The sequence below is a fragment of the Streptomyces sp. NPDC037389 genome, from assembly GCF_040636475.1.
Lineage (GTDB): Bacteria > Actinomycetota > Actinomycetes > Streptomycetales > Streptomycetaceae > Streptomyces > Streptomyces hesseae.
In genome coordinates this window covers 148,049-167,925 of the sequence record NZ_JBEZUS010000011.1, presented here as the reverse complement: position 1 = coordinate 167,925, position 19,877 = coordinate 148,049, and the positions used below count along the sequence as shown (strand labels likewise).

Sequence of the window (19,877 nt, the reverse complement as noted above, 5' to 3'; positions counted from 1 at the left end):
CTGTTGTCCTAGCGGCCCGAGAAGCGGGCCGCGTCGAAGTTCGCCGCCGCCATCTGCTGGCGCGCGTTGTCCGCCGATTCCTGGTCACCCTGGCCGAACGAGGAGTCCATGCCGGACTGGCCGCCCAGAATCGCACTCAGCGAGCTGTTCAGCGCGGCCGTCACCTCGTCCGAGTGCGACTTGAACTGGTCGAAGGCGGACTTACCGGCGCCGTTGAACTTGCCCTCCAGCGGCTGCGCGGCGACGATCAGCTGGCGGATCAGGCCGCCCAGATCGTCACTGGACCCACGCGTCCGGGAAATCAGGCCGGACAGCGTCGTCTGTCCCATGTCGAACTTCACGAGCTCACCCCCGTCGTATCTCATGCGTCACTGGCGACTCGAACATGTCTATCAACATCGTCAACGTGATCACAAAGCGCTTCCGGGGCTGACGAGCACTCTGTTACGAACGTGTGGAGCTCGTTTCCCCGCCGTTGCAGACACCATGCCAGGGGCCACTGACAATCGTCAGTGGCCCCATCGGCACCTCACATCACACGGTCAGCGCGGCACGCTCCCGTAGCTCGAACCACACCTGCTTCCCGACGAGGTCGAGCCCGTCCCACACCCACGTCACGCCGGACGCGTGCGACAGACGGCGTACGAGCGCCAGGCCCCGGCCGTCGCCGCTGCCCTCGCCGGCTCCCGCTTGGCGCGGCCACGGGAGCCGCCCCGGGTCGTCGTCGCGGACCGCGACGACCACGTTCCCGGGACGGACCATCATCTCCACGGTCAGCTCCGGGACGCGGGCGTGGCGCACCACGTTCGCGACGGTGTCGGAGACGCAGATCCGGGCCGCCTCGATGAGCGGCCACCGATCGGTGGCCACCAGCGTGGCCGTGACGAACTCCCGGGCCAGCCGGGCGGTGGACGGCGCGGTGGGCGCGGTCAGGGTGTAACGGTCCCCCTTCACCGGGCCACCTCCTCCGCGCTCGGCTGACGCGGCACGAAGTTGATGCCGTGTGCGGTGATGACCACGGCGTAGCCGTGGGTCTGGGGTCGCGAAGGGCAGGGCGTGTGGGGAGTGCGGGGATGACGAGGGGGCCTCGCCCAGGCGGTGAGGCGACGGATAAGGTTTCGCATGTCGACGCTCCTAGAGCAGCGTTGGCCATGCCCCGGGGCCGCTACCACGGCCGCCGGGGTCTCCTTTGCGCTCAGGACGCTAGCAGTAGAGCCCTATAGAACTCCTGCGAGTTGCTGTATTCCAAATAAACCGAAGCAACCTACGCCTTGTACGAACACTTGCAGCACCCGTAGCGTGCTGACGTGATCGAATTCGTTCCCGACATCCCGCGCTGGCGCCAGGTGGCCGAAGTGATTCGACAACGCATAAAGGACGGTACGTATCCGCCTCGGACGCGAGTGCCATCCGTCCTTCAGCTCACGGAAGAGTTCGGAATCGCCAGCATGACGGCCCACAAGGTGCACCGCGCCCTCCGCGCCGAGGGCCTCATCTACACCGAGCCCGGTATGGGCTCGTTCGTCTCGAAAGACCTGGCGTAGCCCGATTCCCACTAAGCCCGCAGAAAACGCAACGCCGCCTCGGCGAACGCCTCCGGCGCCGCAGCGTGGATCAGGTGCCCGACCGGGATCGTCCCGAAGCTCCCGTCGGGCACGCGCCTGGCCAACTCGGCGACGTTGTCCTGGGGAACGTGGCTGAGCGGACCGCCGCCCAGGACCAGGGTCCTCGCCTCGATCCTGCCCAGGTCCGCCAGCCACGTCGCTTCGGGCCGGTCGATCTGGCCTCTGATGGCCCCGACCACGTCCCAGTCGAAGCCGAGTTCCCCCTCCGGCCTGACGCGGGGCGTGGGCTCGCGGGGGACGGGCGCCGGTGCGTCCTCCAGTACAAGCCGTCCCACTCGCTGCGGCTGCGCCGCGGCCAGCAGGTAGGCGACGATGCCACCCATCGAGTGCCCGATCACGTCCACACGCTCCAGGCCGAGGGCGTCGAGGAAACCGAGCACGTCGTCCCGCATGAGTTCGAACGAGTACGCGCCGGGCCAGTCGCTCAGGCCGTGGCCGCGCAGGTCGAGCGCGTACACCCGCCAGTCCCGTACGAAGGCCGGTGCCACGCCGTCCCAGTCGGCGGCTCCCTCGCCCAGCCCGTGCAACAGCACGAGCGGCGGGGCTCCCTCCGGGCCCAAGGCCCGGTAGGCCAGCCGGACGCCTCCGACCTCGACCGTGCGGTGATCACCCATGCGCCGAAGCTAACGCCGCACGCCGCCCTCGGCACCATGGTTCGCGGACGGCCGAGCCGCCTCGGAGTCACAGGGCAGCCAAATCCCCGACCCAATGCCCGTTTTGGGGCCGTTTCCATGAAGGACAACGCTGCCTGCCGGACCCATATCGCTCTTGCCCTGTCAGGCCGCCGATCCGATGATGCCCGCAGGAGGCCCCACAGGGGCACACGGGGGATCGCCGCGTGATCGAGGAGGCGCAAGCCGTGATCACTCTCACCGAGACACTCGCCGTGGACACCGTGGACGACTTCCTGACCCGGGAGGACGTCGCACGCCTCGCCCGCCTGGTCGACATCCGCATCACGGAAACCGGCTGGCGGCCGGCCTACGTCGGGCAGGAGCTGACCGAGTTGCCCGACGAGGTGCAAGCGAGCCTCCAGGCGGCCGTGCTGCGCCATCTGCCCGAGATCCAGCGCACGTTCCCGTCCGCCGTCGGTTGCTCACCGTGGCAGCTGATCCAGTTCGACTCCGGGGAGGGCGCCGTCCGTCACCTCGACGGCATCGGCCCGGACCCGCTGGCCTCGCCCCGCCACGTGGCGCGCATCGGCGTCACGGTCCAGGACGCGGAGGCCGGGGGCGAGTTCTTCTTCGAGACCACATCCAGCGACGACCTGTGGGACACCCACCGCGACGGCCTGGCCGCCCCCGGCTACGCCCACGGCATGCGCTTCACCCGCATCGCCCCGCACGACAGGATCTCCCGCGACGAGCCGGACGTCGCCTGGATCCACAAGGTGTCCGGCGTCCCGTGGACCACCCCGGCCGGCGCGGGCACCGCCGTCGTCTACGGCGCCCAGCTCATCCACGGCATCGCCCCCGTCGTCCGGGGCCGCTGCCGCAAGTTCATCACCGGTCTCGTCGCCGACTAGCCGCACGCCAGGGAGCGCACGCCGGGGCGCCCACGCTACCGCCCTGCTGCCGCAGCCAGGTGCGACAGCGTGGGCGCCCGTGAGCACGGGGTAGGAACGGGCCGGAAGCGGCGCCGGGAGTCTCCCGGCGAGCAGAGGGTTCCTGGAGGAACGCGTATGTTCAGCAGGCGCGATGCCGTGGTGGCGCTGTGCTCTGTGACCCTGGCCGCGTCGGCCGTCTCAGCCGGCTCCCCGGCCGCGGCGGCCCCCGCGCGGGGGCCCATCACGCCCATCGTCTGCACGGGACACGAGGACGGCTACGCGGTCCCCAGCCTGGGCCTGCTGCCGAAGCCGACCCGGATCGAGGCCCGCGCCCGGTACACCTGCACCACCAGGCCCGGCGAGGCGGTGGCCGCCACCGGCCGCTTCGAGGGGATCTCCCCGTCGGCATCGTGCGTCGCCGTGGACAACCCGACCGGCCGTGAAGTCGTCCGCTACGCCGACGGCCGGACCTCCGTCATCGCCTACGACTCCTCTTCCGTCCTACGCCTGGCAGGCGTCAACATCGTCCAGCTCCAGGGCCGGGTAACCGACGGGGTCGGCGAAGGCCAGTCGGCACGGCGGACGCTGGCGACCATCGCCAACGGGGCCGCGACCGAGTGCGTCGTGCGCACTCCGATCTCCCATGCGCCCGGGCGGGTGCAGATGGAAACCGGTCTCCCGGACTACTGGAAGGCGGGCAGGGAGCATCGGGGGAAGGGAGGAGCAGGGCGCGACCCGTCCGGCGCAGCCCAGCGCGCCAGGCGGGCACGGGACGGCTCCTGACCCACGGTCAAGCCTCGGCCGTACGCAGCGCGGTCTCGTTGGAGGAAGCGGCACGCAAGCTGCCGGACAACAGGAGGATCACGGACGGCACGGTCATCCGGCGCCGACCTCCCAGATCACGAGACCGGCGCGCTCCCGATCAACAGGAGCGTGACAGAAACACGAGTGCCGTCGATCTCGTACATCGCCCTGTACCTCCCGACGCGCAGCCGCCATGTGTCCGTACCTCCGAGCTGCACAGCGTCGTACGGACGCGGATTGCGGGCAAGGGCGTTGATCGCGTCGGCGAACGGTTTGACCGCGTCCCCGTCACGCTCGCGCAAGGCGCGCATCGAGCGGGCGGTGTTGTTGGCCCAGATCAGGGTGTGCCTCATGAGGCCTTTGCCCTGTCGAGCATGGCCATGACCTCGTCGTGCGTCATCGTGCGGCCGTCGGATTCCTCGCGAGCCACCTCGATCAGATGGAGGTCGGCGGCGTCCTCGAGCGCCGAGCGAGCCGCCTCGTCGTCCCCGGCGGTATCCACGACGGCCTGCCGCCACCAGTCGTCGAGGAGGAGACGCGCGGCGTCGGGATTGTCGATCCGGCGCACGTCGTCCCAGAACCTCGCCTGGAGTTCCGGACGCAGGGCAGCTGCGATATCACCGATGGTGCGGGGAATATCGGGCAGTTCCACGGGACACGTACCTTCCTCGTGGCGACGGGCGGCTTCGAGGAAGACGATACCCACGCCCTGCCCACTCCAGGGGGTTTCCGACGTTCTGACGCGAGTACGTCGCCGATCTGCTACTCCGCTACTCCGCGCCGGTCAAGAGCCCCAGCACCCGCCGGAGCTCCCCCCGTACGCCCTCGTCCGCGACGACCCCGTCCGGGCCGGCCATCCCCTGTGTCAGCGGAATCCTCACGCACGCGGGCTCCACGATCGTGGCTCCCGTATAGCTCAGCACCGTCCGCAGCGTGGCCTCCGCTCCCCCGCCGCGCCCCGGCGACGCCACGTTCACCCAGGCCACCGGCCTGTCGCAGATCTCCGTGCCGCCGACCGTCCAGTCCAGCAGGTTCTTGAAGGAGCCGGGCAGCGTGCCCGCGTACTCGGGTGCGCAGATCAGTACGGCCGTCGCCGCCGCGATCGCGGCGCGCAGGTCCGTCACCGGGCCGGGGAGGGGGTCGTGGTCGTCGTCGGGGTTGAAGTGCGGCAGGTCCGCGAGCCCCTCGTAGCGGACCGTGCATACGCCCGCCGACGCGGCCACGGCCTCGGTCGTGCGCAGCGCGGTCTCGTTGGAGGAGGCGGCGCGCAGGCTGCCGGACAGCAGGAGGATCACGGGCGGCACGGTCATCCGGCCAACCTAGCAACCGCCCCGACCGCCGTTACGACGCCTGCGCCTGTAGCTGCGCCTCCTCCGTGACGCGGGTGTCGTACGAGGCGCGCGCGGCGGCGACCTCGGTCTGGTGCTCCTCGGTCCAGACGACCAGGGCGCGGATCGTGTCGTGGAGGGTCACGCCGAGCGGGGTGAGTTCGTAGTCGACGCGCGGCGGGACGACGGGGTGGACCGTGCGCAGGACGAGCCCGTCGCGCTCCAGCTGCCGGAGGGTGACCGTGAGCATCCGCTGGCTGATGCCGTCGATCTCCCGGCGCAGCTCGGAGAAGCGGAGGCTGCGGCGGTCCAGGAGGGCGATGACGAGCAGGGACCACTTGTCGGCGACGCGGTCGAGGATCTGGCGCACCTCGCAGCCCTCGCGGGCGTCCCATTGCCGGATCTCGTACTCGGCCTCGGTACCCGTGCAGTGAGTCGGTGACTTCAAAGTGCCTTCTTCCATGGCGATTCACACTGCCCGATGATTCGAGTGGTTACAAGAGGGAACCGCGGGTTCTCCGGCTCAACTCGCCTCATTCCACGTCACTTTCAAGCGTCCCTCAAGAGTGACGTCGTCTCCGCTCGCCCCTTCCCTGCCTCCCCCTTCCCTTTTTCCGTCCCCACAAGGAGCCTTTCCGTGTCCACACCGCAGACCTCATCGGACAGCGGCACCGACCGCATGAGCGGGCGCGCCTGGGGCGTGCTGTTCGTGCTGTGCGGTGCGATCTTCCTGGAGGGCATCGACGTGGCGATGCTCAATGTGGCGTTGCCGTCCATCCGCGCCGACCTGGACATGTCCACCGGCATGCTCCAGTGGGTCATGAGCGCCTACGTCCTCGGCTACGGCGGCTTCATGCTGCTCGGCGGCCGGGCGGCCGACCTCTTCGGGCGCCGTCAGATGTTCGTGTTCTGGCTCGTCGTCTTTCTGCTCTTCTCCGGCCTGGGCGGATTCGCCACCGAGGGCTGGATGCTCATCGTGGCCCGCTTCGTGACGGGTGTCGCGGCTGCCTTCATGACCCCGGCCGGCCTGTCGATCATCACCACGAGCTTCGACGAGGGCCCGCAGCGCAACAAGGCGCTGCTGGTCTACTCCGGTACCGCCGCCGGCGGCTTCTCCATCGGCCTGGTCGTCGGCGGGCTGCTGGCGTCGGTCAGCTGGCGCTGGGTGTTCTTCGCCCCGGTCATCCTCTCTCTCCTCATCCTCATCACCGCGGTGGTCCTCATCCCCAAGTCGCCCCGGCCCGAGCGGTCCGGGCAGGGCGTCGACCTGGGCGGTGCGATCAGCGTGACCGCCGGCATCCTGCTCCTGGTCTTCGCCGTCGAGCGGGCCACGCACGTCTCCGCCGCCGTGACGGCCGGTACGGTCGCGGCCGGCCTGGTGTTCTTCCTCGCCTTCGTCCTCATCGAGCGCAGGTCCGCCAATCCGCTGATCCGGCTGGGCCTCTTCCGCAACGGCACCCTCATCCGCGGCAATCTGACGGGGCTGCTCTTCGCCGCCGGATTCTTCGGATTCCAGTTCGTCGCGGTGCTCTACCTCCAGGAGCTGCGCGGCTGGTCGACGCTCCAGACGAGCTTCGCCCTGATCGTCATCGGCATCGACTCCATCCTCTCCCCGACGCTCACGCCCAAGCTGGTCGCGAAGTTCGGCAACGCCCGGGTGATCTTCGGCGGTCTGCTGCTGGCCTCGCTGTCCTACGCCCTCTTCCTGCCGGTCGGCATGGACTGGACGTACCTGGCGATGTTCCCGAGCCTGATCATCCTCGGCCTCGCCTTCTCGCTGGCCTACGGTCCGCTGACCATCGTGGCGACGGAGGGCATCGACGAGGAGGAGCAGGGCGTGGCCGGCGGTCTGCTCTACACCTCCTTCCAGTTCGGCGCCGCCCTGGGCCTGTCCTCGGTGACCGCGGTCTCCATCGGGGCCACGCACGGCACGTCGCCCGCCGCGCAGCTCGACGGCTACCGGGCCGCGCTGATCGTGCCGCTCGCCGCCGCGCTGATCGCCGCCGTCATCAGCGCGTTCGACCTGGGCAACCGCTCCGGCATAGAGGACGCCGCCCCGGCCGGCGCCGACCCCGTCCGCGAGCCCGTCGACGCCTGACCCATCCGAACCACGCCGGCTCTCCCCCCGGGGCCGGCCTCCCACGGCGCCCTGCCCCGGCCGCACTCGATGCCCGGGGCAGGGCGCTTTTCCATGTCCTTCCGCTTTTTCACACAGACCCGATTACCCATCCGATTACCACTCGGATTACCACTCCCATTACCGATCCATTGCCCCCGCCCCATCCGCTCCCGCGCCGCGATTGCCGCCTCATTCCTCCCCCGAGGAACTGCTGTTACCAGCACATGACTCCCCCTCGAAAGAATCGGATCACGGAAAAGCCGATAACTTTCTGGAGGCATGATGTCCACCACCGACAGCGCCGTCACCGCCGTTTTCGAGGAGGTGACGGCCCTGGCCGCCACGCTCCGTGCCGGCGGCGCCGAGGCCGAGGAGCGGCGCTGGGTTCCGGACGAGAGCATCGAACTGCTCGACAAGGCGGGCGTGTTCCGGCTGAGCGTCCCCCGCCGCTTCGGCGGTCTTGAGGCTTCGGTCGCCGACGTGACCCGGATCGTGTCCGAGATCTCGCGCGCCGAGACCGCCACCGGCTGGGTGTCGATGATCTGGGTGTCCAGCGCGTGGGTGCCGAGCCTCTTCCCGGACAAGGCCCAGGAGGAGGTGTACGCGGGCGGCTCCGTCCGCGTCTCCACGGGCTTCACGCCCACCGGCACCCTCACCGCCACCGAGGACGGCGGCTACACCCTCAGCGGCAGCTGGAAGTGGATCTCCGGTTGCCGGGGCACCGACTGGGCGCTGCTCGCGGCCCTGCTGCCCGGCCCGGACGGCACGCCCGCACCGGCCGCCGCCCTGGTGCCCGTGTCCACGCTGTCCATCGCCGACGACTGGCACGCCTCCGCCGCCGCGGGCACCGGCAGCTCCACCGTCACCGCCGACGCGGTGCCGGTGCCCGCCCACCGCGTCATCAGCCTCCTGGACGTGCTCGCCGGCACCACCGGCGACCGCGCCAACACCGGCGCCACCGGCCGCAACTACGCGTTCATCCCGTTCTTCATGGCCCTGGGCGCCTCCGCCTACCTCGGGCTCGCCAGGGGCGCGTACGAGCTCTTCCTGGAGCGGCTGCCCGGACGCGGCATCACCTACACCTCCTGGACCGACCAGAGCCAGTCGCCGGTCACCCAGATCCAGGTGGCCCAGGCGGAGAACAAGATCGCGGCCGCCGAGGCCCTCCAGGAGGCCTGGCTGCGCGCGCTCCAGGAGCACGCGGACGCCGGTACGCTGCCGACCGCCCCGGAGCGGGCCGCCGCGCGCGGCAAGGCGGCGTTCGCCATCGAGCTCGCCAAGCAGGCCGTGGACGAGCTCTTCGAGGCCGCCGGCGCCTCCGTGATCATGCGGGACGTGGCCTTCCAGCGGTTCCACCGCGACATGCGGGGCCTGGCGCTGCACGCGCTGTTCGCCTACCGCACCAACCAGGAGGTGCACGGCCGCTCCCTGCTGGGCCTCGCCCCCGACACCCTCTTCCTCTGACCGGGTCCGCCCCGACGGAAAGGCAGTTGTCACCATGACGGACAGAAAGATCGTGGTGCTGGGCGGTACCGGCAAGACCGGCCGCCGCGTGGTGAGCGGGCTGCGGGAACGCGGCGCGAAGGTCCGCGCGGCGAGCCGCTCCGGCGAGGTCCGCTTCGACTGGGACGACATGGGCACCTGGGAGCCCGCCCTCGCCGGCGCTGACGCCGCCTACCTCGTCGACCGCCAGGACAAGCCGGGCCACTGGGACGCGGAGGCCCAGATCCGCGACCTGACGAAGCACGCCGTCCACCTCGGCGTCCGGCGGCTGGTGGTCCTCCAGGCCCGCGTCACCGACACCGTGGGCGGCAAGTCCCTGGTCGCCGGTGAACGCGCGGTCCGGGAGTCCGGCGCCGAGTGGACCCTGCTGCGCCCCAACTGGTTCGCCCAGAACTTCGACGAGGGCGTACTGCTGGACGGCGTCCTCGCCGGTGAGCTGGCGCTGCCCGCGGGCAGCGGCCGTGAGCCGTTCGTGGACGCCGAGGACATCGCCGCCGTCGCGGTGACCGCGCTCCTGGAGGACGGCCACGGCGGACAGGTCCACGAGCTGAGCGGGCCGCGCGCCCTGGGCTTCGAGGAGGCCGTCGACGAGATCGCCCGGGCCACCGGCCGCACCGTGCGCTACACCCCCGTCTCCCACGAGGACTACGTCGCCGAGCTCGTCTCGTACGGCGTCGCGGAGGACTACGCCGTCTTCGTGGCCGACCTCGTCGCCACGATCCGGGACGGCAGGAACGCCACGCCTACGGACACCGTCCAGCGGGTGCTGGGACGGCCGCCGCGCGACTTCTCGGAGTTCGTGGCGCGGGCCGCCGCCAATGGGGCCTGGAACGGCTGAACGAGGCGGTGGCCTCCCCCTTGCGGTCGGGGGAGGCCACCGCCTTTGTGCCATACGGCGCGTGTCATACGGCGCGTGTCATACGGCGATCCGCTGCCCCTCGCAGGGCGCGCGCCGCCCGGCCACGGGCGGTTCGGGGCGCGCGCCGGCCGGGGGCGTCAGCGTGATGGTGACCGCGCGCCGCATGCTGCCGGCCCAGCACGGGTGGTGGCGCAGCAGTTCGGGCCGGGCGGTGACGACGACGAGGAGCGCCGCCGAGTCGTCCGCCCCGGTGTCGGCGAGCGACTCGACGCAGCCGAGCAGCTCGTCCCCGGCCAGGTGCATGTCATCCACGGCCACCACCAGCGGCTCGACGCGGGCCGCCGCGACCGTGAACTCCCGCCACGCGTCGAGGACGTCGCCGACCTCCGGGCGGCGCAGGGCGGCGCCCACGGGCGACAGCAGCGGCAGCAGCCGCTCGTACAGCCTGCGCTGTTCACCGGCGTCGGCCGTCTGACGCCGCAGGGCGGCGGTCAGCTTGTCGTGGGCGGTGTCGATGGAGTCGCCCGGCAGGATGTCGCAGCACTCGGCCAGGACGAGGGCCGGCAGCGCCAGGGGGCCCGGGTCGTCGTCCTCCGGCGGAAAGGCGGTGATGATCCGCACCGGCGCGCGGGCGGCCTCCAGGGCCCGGCGTTCGAAGTCGGCCAGGAAACGGGTCTTGCCCGATCCGGGCTCGCCGAGCACGGTCACCAGATGGGACAGGCCGCGCAGCCGCGACCACTCCAGCAGCCCGGCCACCAGGTCGAGTTCGTGGTCGTGGTCGCCGACGGCCGCGAGGCGCGCGTACGCCCGCAGCGCGCCGGGCTCGCCCCGCACGCCCAGGACCTCCCACGCGTCCGGCCGGCCGGAGGCCCTGCGCAGGTCGAGGGCGCCGGAGAGGTCGCGGCGGGTGGTCCCGCACACCCACACCCGGTCGTCCGGCACCCGCGCGAGGAGGGCCCGGCCCTCGTCGAGCAGGGTCCCGACGACCGTGGGCGGCGCCCCGTCGACGCCCACGGCGCCGTCGCCGCCCGGCAGCCGTACGAGCGCGGGGCCCGAGGTCACGGCGGCGATCACCGCCGCGCCGCCGTCGGCGCCGCACCTGACCCGTACGGCCAGCGCCGCGCGGACGGCCCGCTCGGCCGCGCCGCGCGGGTCGTGGATGCCGAACAGCGCGAGGGCGATGGAGCCGATGTTCGTCACGAACGTGCCGCCGCAGCGCTCGACCTCCTCGCGGATCAGGCTGCCGAGCCCTTCGAGCGCGGAATCGGCGGTGCCGGGGTTCGCTGTACGCCAGCCCACGGGGCGGGCACACAGCAGGAGGGCGCTGACCGTCATGCGTTCGGGCGCGACAGCGCCTGGCGGCGGAGCGGATGACACCGGGGCGGCGGGCGGGGTGCCCGGGAGCGCCATCGGCGTCCCCGAGCCGGACGCCGGGCCGGCGGCCGGGATGCCCAGGTACGCCACTGGGGCCACCGGGCCGGACGACAGGCCGGGCGCCAGGCCGGACGCGGAGCCGGGCGACAGGCCGGACATCACGCCGGACGCAGAGCCGGGCGGCACGTCGGACGCAGAGCCGGGCATCAGGCCGGACGCGGAGCCGGGCATCACGCCGGATGACACGCCCGGCGTCACGCCGGACACCGGACCGGGCAACTGGCCGTACATCAGGCCGGGCACCCGACGCCCCACCGCACCGGACGTCACCGGGGCCCCGCCGGACCCTGCGGCCGCCGGGGCCGGCCAGGCCGACGGTGTCGCCGGGGCCGGGCCCGGCGGCCTGTGCGGTACGCGCCCGGGAGCACCGGGCGTCAGCAGGGACGGGTCGTGCTGAAGGATCGCGTGCTGGAGCATCCGCAGTCCTTGTCCGGGCTCCAGGCCGAGGCCCTCGCCCAGGGCGGCACGTACCCGGTCGTAGAGGTTGAGCGCGTCGGCCTGTCGTCCGCAGCGGTAGAGCGCGAGCATCAGCTGTGCCGACGACCGCTCCCGGTGGGGCTGGCCCTCGACCATCGCCTCCAGCCGCCCCAGGATCATGTGGTGGCGCCCGCAGGCGAGTTCCGCCTCGAAGAAGTCCTCCAAAGCGTCCAGTCGCGCCTTCTCGGCGGCGGTCAGTTCCGGCCAGGCGATGCCGGTCTCCACGAGGTCGGCGAGGACGGGCCCGCGCCACAGGTCCAGCGCCTCGCGCAGCAGGACCGCGGCGGCCTCGGGGGCCTGCGCGGCCAGTGCGGCACGGCCGTCCGCCATCCGCTGCCGGAAGACGAACAGGTCGACGCGCGCGGGGTCGACCTTGAGCATGTAGCCGGGCGCCTTGGTGATCAGCTCCGCGGTGTGGACGCGGGTACCGGCGGCGGTCAGCAGGCCGCGCAGGGCCCACACCGCGTTCTGAAGAATCTTGCGCGCCGTCGCCGGCGCTCCGTCACCGTCCCACAGTGAACCGACGAGTTCACTGGTCGGAACGACACGGTTGGCCTGAAGCAGAAGCGAGCCCAGAGTGGCCCGTTGTTTCGTCCCGCCCAGTACCACTGGCACGCCGTCCGAAAGGACTTCCAACGGCCCCAGCAATCCGAACTCCATGGATCCCCCAACCCAAAAAGGACGTCATCTGACCGGGCGTGGACGGTCGGCACCGGCCGCCACATGCCCGGTGGAGAGTGCTATTGGGCGGTCATGGTGGCAGCAGTCTCTTGAAGTTCTCTTGACGTTCGGGCCGTCCGCCGGTGCCGTGCGCGCGGTACCCCGGCAGTGCGTGGGTGAGGTGAAAGTGCCTCCTTCCGCAGCGGGTTCGGGCCATGCATGCTGACGACGGACAGGACGTGCACACCGTCTCGATCCACGATGCTTCACAATGACTCATGACGACTGCCGAGGATCCGCTGTGGCCACCAAAGTTGCGACGTTCTCCGAAATCGAGGACAAGTTCTTCGAATACATCCGGGACATCGTCTACTGCACAATGATCACCGTCGACCGGAAGGGACGGCCCCGCGCACGGGTGCTGCTGCCCATATGGGAGGTGGTCGACGGCCGGCCGGTCGGCTGGCTCGCCGCCTACAAGACGCCGGTCAAGGCCGCGCACCTGGCGAACAACCCGCACACCACGTACTCGTACTGGAACCCGCGCCAGAACGCGGTGTTCATCGACAGCGTCTCCACCTGGGCGACGGACCCGGAGACGCGGGAGTACGCCTGGGATCTCTACCGGAAGGGCAGCCCGGCCGGTGTCGGCTACAACCCGCGCAATTTCTGGCGCGAGGGTCCCACCGACCCCCAGTACCACGTTCTGCGCATAGACCCTTGGCGGGTACAAGTACTGCGCGGTACGGATTTGACCAGCAGGATTTGGACAGACGAAACGCAGCGCTGAGACGCTCCCCGGAATGTCCCGGTGAAGCCCTGGGCGACGGTCAGGGCGCGAGCTCGGGCCGGCAGGGCCGGCGCCAGGCGAGGCCCGCGGGCGGCGGGCCGCCCAGGGAGGCGGTGCGCTGCGGCGGCCGGCGCGACGCCCCGGCGGCCGCCCGCCGCGCCGGTCCGCCGGCGCCCTGCGGAGACGCCGGGGGCACCGGGGGCGCGGCGAGCATCTCCTGGTGCAACCTCTGGATCTCCCAGGAGGGGTCCAGGCCCAGCTCGTCCCAGAGGATGCGGTGCATCTGCCGGTACGCCTGGAGCGCCTCGGCCCGGCGCCCGGCCTGGTGGAGGGCCGCGATCAGCTGGCCGTGGAAGGACTCGTTGAGCGGGTAGTCGTGGACCAGCACCCGTAGTTCGGCGATGGCGTCGCGCTGCCGGCCGAGCGCGGCCCACACCTCGATGCGCAGCTCCAGGGCCCGGACCCGGATCTCCTCAAGGCGGGCGATGCGGCTCGACAGCACGTCGCCCGTGGGCACGTTCACCAGCAGCGGCCCCCGCCAGATGTCGAGCGCCCGGTCGAGCGCGGCCTCCGCGCTCTCGTGGCGGCACGCCCGGACGTCGTCCCTGGCCTGTGCCACCAGCCCCTCGAACACCTTGATGTCGACGGCCTCGGGGTCCACCCGCATCGTGTACCCGCCGGGCCGCAGCGTCAGCAGCGGGTCACAGCCGGCGGGGCGGCCCTCCTGCGCCAGCAGTTTGCGGGCGTGGTGGATGTAGGTCTGCACGGTGTTCAGGGCGCTGCGCGGGGCGTCGCCCTGCCACAGCTCACGGATGAGGGACTCGGTCGTCACGATCTCGTTCGCCCGTATCAGCAGGAGGGCCAGCGTCTGCGAGACCTTGGGCGTCCCCGCCCGGCGGACCTTTCCGTCCTCGGTCACGATCTCGAACGGGCCGATCAGTCTGAACCTCACGACGCACCTTCTTCTCCTGGGCTGGCCCCGAGGGTAGGCGCAAGTGGCCGGAATCTTGCTTATCTGATGCTTAGAGTGTCACCTTGCCGGACGGACGGTTTGTTTTTCGGTGAACGGCGGCTTCCGGCTCGCCGGCACCGCGCCCGTCTCGCGGCAGATGAGCAGCAGGGCGCGGTCGTCGTTGACGTCCTTGGCCACCGCCTCGATCAGGTGCCAGGCCGCGCCGTGGAAGCCCGAGGTGACGTAACGGTCGGCCTCGCCCGTGAGGCGGTCCATGCCCTCCGTCAGCTCGCGCTCGTTCGTCTCCACCAGTCCGTCCGTGAAGAGCATCAGGACGTCGCCGGGGCGCAGAGTGCCCTTCACGGGGTCGAACTGGGCGCCGTCGTAGACGCCCAGCAGGGGGCCCTCGGCGGCCTTCTCCTCCCAGCGGCCCGTGCCGGCGCTGAGCTGGAGGCCCGGGAGGTGGCCGGCGGAGAGGAGCTCGTAGTCGCCCGTCTCCAGGTCGAGGACGAGATGGACGGAGGTGGCGAACCCCTCGTCCCAGTCCTGGCGCAGGAGGTAGCCGTTGGCGGCCGGGAGGAAGGCGTGGGGCGGGAGGGAGCCGAGGAGGCCGCCGAAGGCGCCGGAGAGCAGCAGGGCCCGCGACGCGGCGTCCATGCCCTTGCCGGAGACGTCCGTCAGGACGACCTCCAGGGTGCGGCCGCCGTTGGTGCGCGCGGCCACGACGAAGTCGCCGGAGAAGGACTGGCCGCCGGCCGGGCGCAGCGCCATCTCGCGGTGCCAGCCCCGGGGCAGCTTGGGGAGCTTGCTCTGGACGCGGATGCGTTCGCGGAGGTCGAAGAGCATCGTTCCGCCACGTCTCCAGGGGACCCCGACCCGGCTGCGGAACTGTGCGATCAGCAGCCCGAAGAAACCGACCGCCGCCACGACGAGGATGGTGCCGGGGGTGACCCGGTCCGCGCCGTGGTGGGAGGGGGCGTCGAGCAGCGCCGACTCCATGATGAGGGCGGCGGCCGACGCGGCGTAGAGGCCCAGCAGGCTCGCGGGGCGCAGCAGCAGGCCGCCCGCGACGATGGGGAGGACGAGCGCGGCCGGGGCGCACCACTCGGGCTGGGCGACGGTGCCCCAGGCGAGGGCGGGGACGGCCAGCAGCAGGGCGGTGAGGGCGACCGAGTCGGAGCCGTCGCCCCGGAAGTAGTCGACACCGGTTTTGCGCATGCTCGTGCGGGCCCGGTGCAGTGCTTTGCGCATCCGGGCCGTCGGGGTCTCCGCACCGCCAGTCATTGCATCGGGACCTTATCCACCCATTCGGCGGTGCGTCGATTCACGCCGCGCCGACACGGCTGCCTTCGGAGCGCCGGGTCAGCACCCAGAGAGCAACCATATGCGAGATTCGTTCGCTTGAGCGGGATTGCGTCGCTAGGCATGGGTTATGACGACGGATCTATGGGTACAGCGCCCGGCCGACCGGGATCAATGGTGCGGCGCCTTTGAACCGGCACGGGCGGGGAATCGCGACACACGGAATTCACGCGTGGGTCGGCACCTCACATGTGTGGCTTGTTGTACCGGAAGACCCGTCAGTCACAGACGTCTCATACGCAACGGATGGTGTACGGATCCGCTTGTCGGCGCCCGATGACGCGCGCACCCGCGCGCGAGGAGATTACGCACGCCGGGTCACCACCCTTATGTCTGTTGGCAGGACGGGCACCAGAAGAGGTTGCGGGCGGCCAGGTCGGCGGTGCGGATCTCGCCGTCGCAGACGAGGCACGGCCGGTCCGCGCTGCGGTAGACGTAGACCTCGCCGCCGTGGTCGTCCACGCGCGGCGGGCGGCCCATGGCCTCCGGGGTGTGCTCGGGACGCACGGTGTCGATGCGGTTGTTGCGCACGCCCTCGCGCATGAGGTCCACGAGGTCCGCCCAGATCGCGTCCCACTCGCGGCGGGTCACGTCGCGGCCGGCGCGGTACGGGTCGATGCCGTGCCGGAAGAGGACCTCGGCCCGGTAGACGTTGCCGACGCCCGCGACGACCTTCTGGTCCATGAGGAGGGCGGCGACGCTCGTCCGGCTGCGGGAGACCCGGGCGTAGGCGCGCCCGCCGTCGTCCTCGGGGCGGAGGGGGTCGGGGCCCAGGCGGTCGTGTATCGCCTGCTTCTCGCCGTCGGTGATCAGCGTGCAGGTTGTCGGGCCGCGCAAGTCCGCGTACGCGCTCGCGCCGGCGTTCGTCGTCGCGAGGCGGAGGCGGACCGTGTCCGTGGGGGGCGGGAGGGTCGCGCCCTCGCCCCAGGTGTACTTGCCGAAGAGGCCCAGGTGGATGTGGACCCAGCCGGTGGCGGCGAAGCCGAGGAAGAGGTGTTTGCCGTGGGCCTCGGCGGTCTCCAGGACCTGGCCGTCTATCAGCGCCGCGCTGTCGGAGAACTTGCCCTGGGGGCTGGTCGCGCGGACCGGGCGGTCCGCGAACGCCTTGCGGTGGTCCGCCGCCAGGCGGTGGATCGTATGCCCTTCGGGCATGGGGCTGCTGTCCTTTCGGCCGCGGGCGGCTGATTTTCCGCCGCTTCGCGGCGGGGGCCTGCCCCACCCTCCCCCAGCTACCGCTGGGAGGTGCCCCCAGCCCGATCACCCGGCAGCGAGAAGGTGAGGCAGAGACCTCCGTCGTCAGTCCTGCTGCGGGTGGTGTGCCGGGATGGCCGGGAGTTCGCCGGTGCTCTCGTAGCGGCTCAGCATCTCGATGCGGCGCGTGTGACGCTCGTCACCGGAGTACGGCGTGGCCAGGAAGATCTCGACGAACTTCGTCGCCTCCTCCTGCGAGTGCATCCGGGCGCCGACGCTGATGACGTTGGCGTTGTTGTGCTCGCGGCCGAGGGAGGCCGTCTGCTCGCTCCAGGCCAGGGCGGCCCGGACACCCTGGACCTTGTTCGCGGCGATCGCCTCGCCGTTGCCCGAACCGCCGATCACGATGCCGAGGGCATCGGCGTCCGCGGCGGTCTTCTCGGCCGCGCGGAGACAGAAGGGCGGGTAGTCGTCCTGGGCGTCGTAGATGTGGGGACCGCAGTCGACGGCCTCATGGCCCTGGGCCTTGAGCCACTCGACGAGGTGGTTCTTGAGTTCGTAGCCGGCATGGTCGGAACCGAGGTACACGCGCATGCGTCCGAGTGTGGCACGAACGCGGAGGTGGATCGATCAGCAGGGGGCGGCGGCGCCCATGGTGACTCTGGGTGAACACAACGAAATGGATTCGGGTCTTCCTAAAGACGCCTTTAAAAAGTTCTAATGCGGTGGCTCGCAACCCGAGAACCAAAGGAACGACCCGAAGGAACGTGCAGATGAGCGCGACACCGCCGACCATGACGAAGGGGTCGACGACCGGCGATCCCGGTAACGCCCCGGCGCCGGGCGGGGATGGCCTCAAGGCCGGACTCAAGAACCGCCACCTGTCCATGATCGCCATCGGTGGTGTCATCGGCGCGGGCCTCTTCGTGGGTTCCGCGTCCGGCATCGCCGCCGCCGGCCCCGGCATCCTGATCTCGTACGCCCTCGTGGGCGCGATGGTCGTCTTCGTGATGCGGATGCTCGGCGAGATGGCCGCCGCCAACCCCACTTCCGGTTCCTTCTCCGCCTACGCGGACAAGGCGCTGGGCCGCTGGGCCGGTTTCACCATCGGCTGGCTGTACTGGTTCTTCTGGGTCGTCGTGCTGGCGGTCGAGGCGACCGCCGGCGCCAAGATCCTCCACGGCTGGGTCCCGGGCGTGCCGCAGTGGGGCTGGGCCCTGATAGTGATGCTCGTCCTCACGGCCACCAACCTGGCCTCGGTCAGCTCCTACGGCGAGTTCGAGTTCTGGTTCGCCGGCATCAAGGTCGTGGCGATCGCCGCGTTCGTCGTCATCGGTCTGCTCGCCGTCTTCGGCGTGCTGCCCGGCTCCGACAACCCCGGCAACGGCTTCGACTTCCTCACCTCGCACGGCGGCTTCCTGCCGCACGGCCCCGGGGCGATCCTCACCGGTGTGCTGATGGTCGTCTTCTCCTTCATGGGCAGCGAGATCGTCACCCTGGCCGCCGGTGAGTCCGAGGACCCGCAGCGCGCGGTGACCAAGGCCACCAACAGCGTGATCTGGCGCATCGGCGTCTTCTACCTGGGCTCGATCCTCGTCGTGGTCTCCCTGCTCCCCTGGGACTCCAAGGAGATCGCCGACAAGGGCAGCTACGTCGCGGCCCTCGACTCGATCGGCATCCCGCACGCCGGCCAGATCATGAACGTGATCGTGCTGACCGCCGTGCTGTCCTGCCTGAACTCGGGCCTCTACACCGCCTCCCGCATGGCCTTCTCCCTCGGCCAGCGCGGCGACGCCCCGAAGGCCTTCGCCAAGGTCAACTCCCGTGGCGTCCCGCAGGCGGCGATCCTGGGCTCGGTCGTCTTCGGCTTCATCTCGGTCGGCTTCAACTACATGTGGCCCGACACCGTCTTCAAGTTCCTGCTGAACTCCTCGGGCGCGGTCGCGCTCTTCGTCTGGCTGGTCATCTGCATCACGCAGCTGAAGATGCGCGGGGTCATCCTGCGCGAGATGCCGGAGAAGCTCGTCGTCCGGATGTGGCTCTTCCCGTATCTGACCTGGGCCACCATCGGCATGATCGTCTTCGTGCTCGGCTACATGGTCGTGGACGGCGGCGACAACCGGGAGCAGGTCCTGCTCTCCACCCTCGTGGGCGTCCTGGTCCTGGCCATCGGCCTGGTCCTGGACAAGCGGCGCAAGGCCGTCCGGGCCGCGGAGTAATCCAGCGGTACGGATACGGGCCGGGCCCGCACCCCCTCCTCGGGGTGCGGGCCCGGCCCGTACGTATATATACGTGGCGCGTGCGCGGAATCAGCGCACTCGGCGCACTCGGCGCACTCAGCCGCGGCGGCCCAGCAGCTTCCACGCCGCCGGGAGCGCGCCCATCGCCAGGGCGGCCTTGAGGACGTCACCGATCAGGAAGGGCGTCAGGCCCGCCGCGACGGCCTGGGCGAACGACATGTGGGTGGCCAGCGCCAGGTAGGGGACGCCGACCGCGTAGATGATCGCGGAGCCCAGGGCCATGGTGCCGGCGGTGCGCAGTACGGAGCGGTCGGCGCCGCGGCGGGCCAGGGCGCCCACGACGGTCGCGGCGAGCAGCATGCCCAGCACATAGCCGAAGGACGGGAAGGCGGCGCCGGAGCGGGCCTCGGCGAACCACGGCATGCCCACGACGCCGGCCACGGCGTACAGGGCGAGGGAGAGGAAGCCGCGGCGGGCGCCGAGCGCGGTGCCCACCAGCAGGACGGCGAAGGTCTGGCCGCTGACCGGGACCGGGGAGCCGGGGACGGGCACGGCGATCTGGGCGGTGAGGCCGGTCAGCGCGGCGCCGCCGACGATCAGGGCGGCGTCGCGGACGCGGGCCCGGCCGGCCGTCGAAGCGGGGAGCAGGTCGGCGAGGACCGTACCGGTCCGGGGAAGGGTGGCGACGGTGGCCATCGGTACTCCGCGAGTGTTGAGGGACGAGTAGGACACGCCGACGTTAGCCGAGCGTAAGGCTCTGGGCACCGGGCGGCGGTGACAAAGGCTGCGGGCCGGTCTTGGCGGGTTCCGAGCGCGTGGAGGGCGGAGTACGCACAGTTGGTGGCGGTTTCACCGGGAAACGTGATGCTCGTCACGGAGTGCGAGTGGAGCTTGGCCAGTGACCCCCGCCCGGGAGACTCTGGTCCCTATCCTTTGCGCGAATTTGCGTTCTTGCAGATGCGCACAACTTCGCAAGACCCGAAAGAA

The 19,877-nt window shown here is 71.0% G+C and carries 21 protein-coding genes; 8 read left to right on the top strand and 13 right to left on the bottom strand.

Annotated elements, in window-relative coordinates; genetic code table 11:
* Positions 1-8: 8 nt before the first annotated feature.
* Both AB0E98_RS24680 and AB0E98_RS24675 read right to left on the bottom strand, forming a co-directional pair.
* Positions 9-341, bottom strand: coding sequence for a hypothetical protein (locus AB0E98_RS24680; protein ID WP_311616283.1), 333 nt, complete (start codon positions 339-341; stop codon positions 9-11).
* A 193-nt stretch (positions 342-534) separates the two neighbouring features.
* A complete protein-coding gene (locus AB0E98_RS24675) occupies positions 535-954 on the bottom strand; it encodes an ATP-binding protein (protein WP_361706310.1) in 420 nt (139 codons plus the stop codon).
* Positions 955-1,307: 353 nt separating this feature from the next.
* Here AB0E98_RS24675 and AB0E98_RS24670 point away from each other — a divergent pair, with 353 nt between their 5' ends.
* Positions 1,308-1,544, top strand: a complete 237-nt coding sequence (locus AB0E98_RS24670) for a winged helix-turn-helix domain-containing protein (RefSeq protein ID WP_361706308.1) — start codon at positions 1,308-1,310, stop codon at positions 1,542-1,544.
* 11 nt (positions 1,545-1,555) lie between these two features.
* On the opposite strand, the gene AB0E98_RS24665 is transcribed toward AB0E98_RS24670, so the two are convergent.
* On the bottom strand, positions 1,556-2,239 hold the full coding sequence (locus AB0E98_RS24665) for an alpha/beta fold hydrolase (protein WP_361706306.1): 684 nt from the start codon (positions 2,237-2,239) through the stop codon (positions 1,556-1,558).
* A gap of 245 nt (positions 2,240-2,484) precedes the next feature.
* Between AB0E98_RS24665 and AB0E98_RS24660 the strand changes: the two genes are divergently transcribed.
* Both AB0E98_RS24660 and AB0E98_RS24655 read left to right on the top strand, forming a co-directional pair.
* Positions 2,485-3,150 (top strand): hypothetical protein, encoded by a 666-nt coding sequence (locus tag AB0E98_RS24660; RefSeq protein WP_361706304.1) that lies wholly within the window; start codon positions 2,485-2,487, stop codon positions 3,148-3,150.
* Positions 3,151-3,306: 156 nt separating this feature from the next.
* On the top strand, positions 3,307-3,954 hold the full coding sequence (locus AB0E98_RS24655; protein ID WP_361706301.1) for a hypothetical protein: 648 nt from the start codon (positions 3,307-3,309) through the stop codon (positions 3,952-3,954).
* Between the two features lie 116 nt (positions 3,955-4,070).
* Here AB0E98_RS24655 and AB0E98_RS24650 read toward each other — a convergent pair whose 3' ends face one another.
* From AB0E98_RS24650 to AB0E98_RS24635, 4 genes are all read right to left on the bottom strand, one after another.
* A complete protein-coding gene (locus tag AB0E98_RS24650; RefSeq protein WP_361706299.1) occupies positions 4,071-4,328 on the bottom strand; it encodes a type II toxin-antitoxin system RelE/ParE family toxin in 258 nt (85 codons plus the stop codon).
* Positions 4,325-4,627, bottom strand: a complete 303-nt coding sequence (locus AB0E98_RS24645; RefSeq protein WP_361706298.1) for a hypothetical protein — start codon at positions 4,625-4,627, stop codon at positions 4,325-4,327. The genes AB0E98_RS24650 and AB0E98_RS24645 overlap by 4 nt, the downstream gene beginning before the upstream one ends.
* A 118-nt stretch (positions 4,628-4,745) precedes the next feature.
* Positions 4,746-5,285, bottom strand: a complete 540-nt coding sequence (locus AB0E98_RS24640) for an NADPH-dependent FMN reductase (RefSeq protein ID WP_361706297.1) — start codon at positions 5,283-5,285, stop codon at positions 4,746-4,748.
* A gap of 31 nt (positions 5,286-5,316) precedes the next feature.
* On the bottom strand, positions 5,317-5,766 hold the full coding sequence (locus AB0E98_RS24635; RefSeq protein ID WP_361706294.1) for a helix-turn-helix domain-containing protein: 450 nt from the start codon (positions 5,764-5,766) through the stop codon (positions 5,317-5,319).
* Positions 5,767-5,982: 216 nt separating this feature from the next.
* Between AB0E98_RS24635 and AB0E98_RS24630 the strand changes: the two genes are divergently transcribed.
* From AB0E98_RS24630 to AB0E98_RS24620, 3 genes are all read left to right on the top strand, one after another.
* The gene (locus tag AB0E98_RS24630; protein ID WP_361706465.1) at positions 5,983-7,401 is read left to right on the top strand and encodes an MFS transporter; all 1,419 of its coding nucleotides are present in this window, start codon (positions 5,983-5,985) and stop codon (positions 7,399-7,401) included.
* Between the two features lie 303 nt (positions 7,402-7,704).
* Complete coding sequence (locus AB0E98_RS24625; RefSeq protein ID WP_361706292.1) at positions 7,705-8,886, top strand: acyl-CoA dehydrogenase family protein; 1,182 nt, start codon at positions 7,705-7,707, stop codon at positions 8,884-8,886.
* 34 nt (positions 8,887-8,920) lie between these two features.
* The gene (locus tag AB0E98_RS24620) at positions 8,921-9,763 is read left to right on the top strand and encodes an NAD(P)H-binding protein (protein WP_361706289.1); all 843 of its coding nucleotides are present in this window, start codon (positions 8,921-8,923) and stop codon (positions 9,761-9,763) included.
* Positions 9,764-9,841: 78 nt separating this feature from the next.
* Here AB0E98_RS24620 and AB0E98_RS24615 read toward each other — a convergent pair whose 3' ends face one another.
* Positions 9,842-12,310, bottom strand: a complete 2,469-nt coding sequence (locus tag AB0E98_RS24615; protein ID WP_361706287.1) for a BTAD domain-containing putative transcriptional regulator — start codon at positions 12,308-12,310, stop codon at positions 9,842-9,844.
* Positions 12,311-12,656: 346 nt separating this feature from the next.
* On the opposite strand from AB0E98_RS24615, the gene AB0E98_RS24610 reads away from it, so the two are divergent.
* Positions 12,657-13,145 (top strand): pyridoxamine 5'-phosphate oxidase family protein, encoded by a 489-nt coding sequence (locus tag AB0E98_RS24610; protein WP_361706286.1) that lies wholly within the window; start codon positions 12,657-12,659, stop codon positions 13,143-13,145.
* Between the two features lie 40 nt (positions 13,146-13,185).
* Here AB0E98_RS24610 and AB0E98_RS24605 read toward each other — a convergent pair whose 3' ends face one another.
* The 4 genes from AB0E98_RS24605 to AB0E98_RS24590 all read right to left on the bottom strand — a co-directional run bounded on the left by AB0E98_RS24605 (position 13,186) and on the right by AB0E98_RS24590 (position 17,244).
* Positions 13,186-14,097 carry an AfsR/SARP family transcriptional regulator gene (locus AB0E98_RS24605; protein WP_361706283.1) on the bottom strand — a complete coding sequence of 304 codons (912 nt, stop codon included), beginning with the start codon at positions 14,095-14,097 and terminating at the stop codon, positions 13,186-13,188.
* A gap of 78 nt (positions 14,098-14,175) precedes the next feature.
* Positions 14,176-15,381 (bottom strand): PP2C family protein-serine/threonine phosphatase, encoded by a 1,206-nt coding sequence (locus tag AB0E98_RS24600; protein ID WP_361706281.1) that lies wholly within the window; start codon positions 15,379-15,381, stop codon positions 14,176-14,178.
* Positions 15,382-15,786: 405 nt separating this feature from the next.
* Positions 15,787-16,611, bottom strand: a complete 825-nt coding sequence (locus AB0E98_RS24595) for a DNA-formamidopyrimidine glycosylase family protein (protein ID WP_361706280.1) — start codon at positions 16,609-16,611, stop codon at positions 15,787-15,789.
* 144 nt (positions 16,612-16,755) lie between these two features.
* The gene (locus tag AB0E98_RS24590) at positions 16,756-17,244 is read right to left on the bottom strand and encodes a ribose-5-phosphate isomerase (RefSeq protein WP_361706277.1); all 489 of its coding nucleotides are present in this window, start codon (positions 17,242-17,244) and stop codon (positions 16,756-16,758) included.
* A gap of 200 nt (positions 17,245-17,444) precedes the next feature.
* Here AB0E98_RS24590 and AB0E98_RS24585 point away from each other — a divergent pair, with 200 nt between their 5' ends.
* Entirely contained in the window at positions 17,445-18,869 is a 1,425-nt protein-coding gene (locus tag AB0E98_RS24585; protein ID WP_361706463.1) for an amino acid permease, read from the top strand.
* Between the two features lie 117 nt (positions 18,870-18,986).
* Here the strand turns inward: AB0E98_RS24585 and AB0E98_RS24580 are convergent, their stop codons facing one another.
* The gene (locus tag AB0E98_RS24580) at positions 18,987-19,586 is read right to left on the bottom strand and encodes a biotin transporter BioY (protein WP_361706275.1); all 600 of its coding nucleotides are present in this window, start codon (positions 19,584-19,586) and stop codon (positions 18,987-18,989) included.
* Between the last annotated feature and the right edge of the window lie 291 nt (positions 19,587-19,877).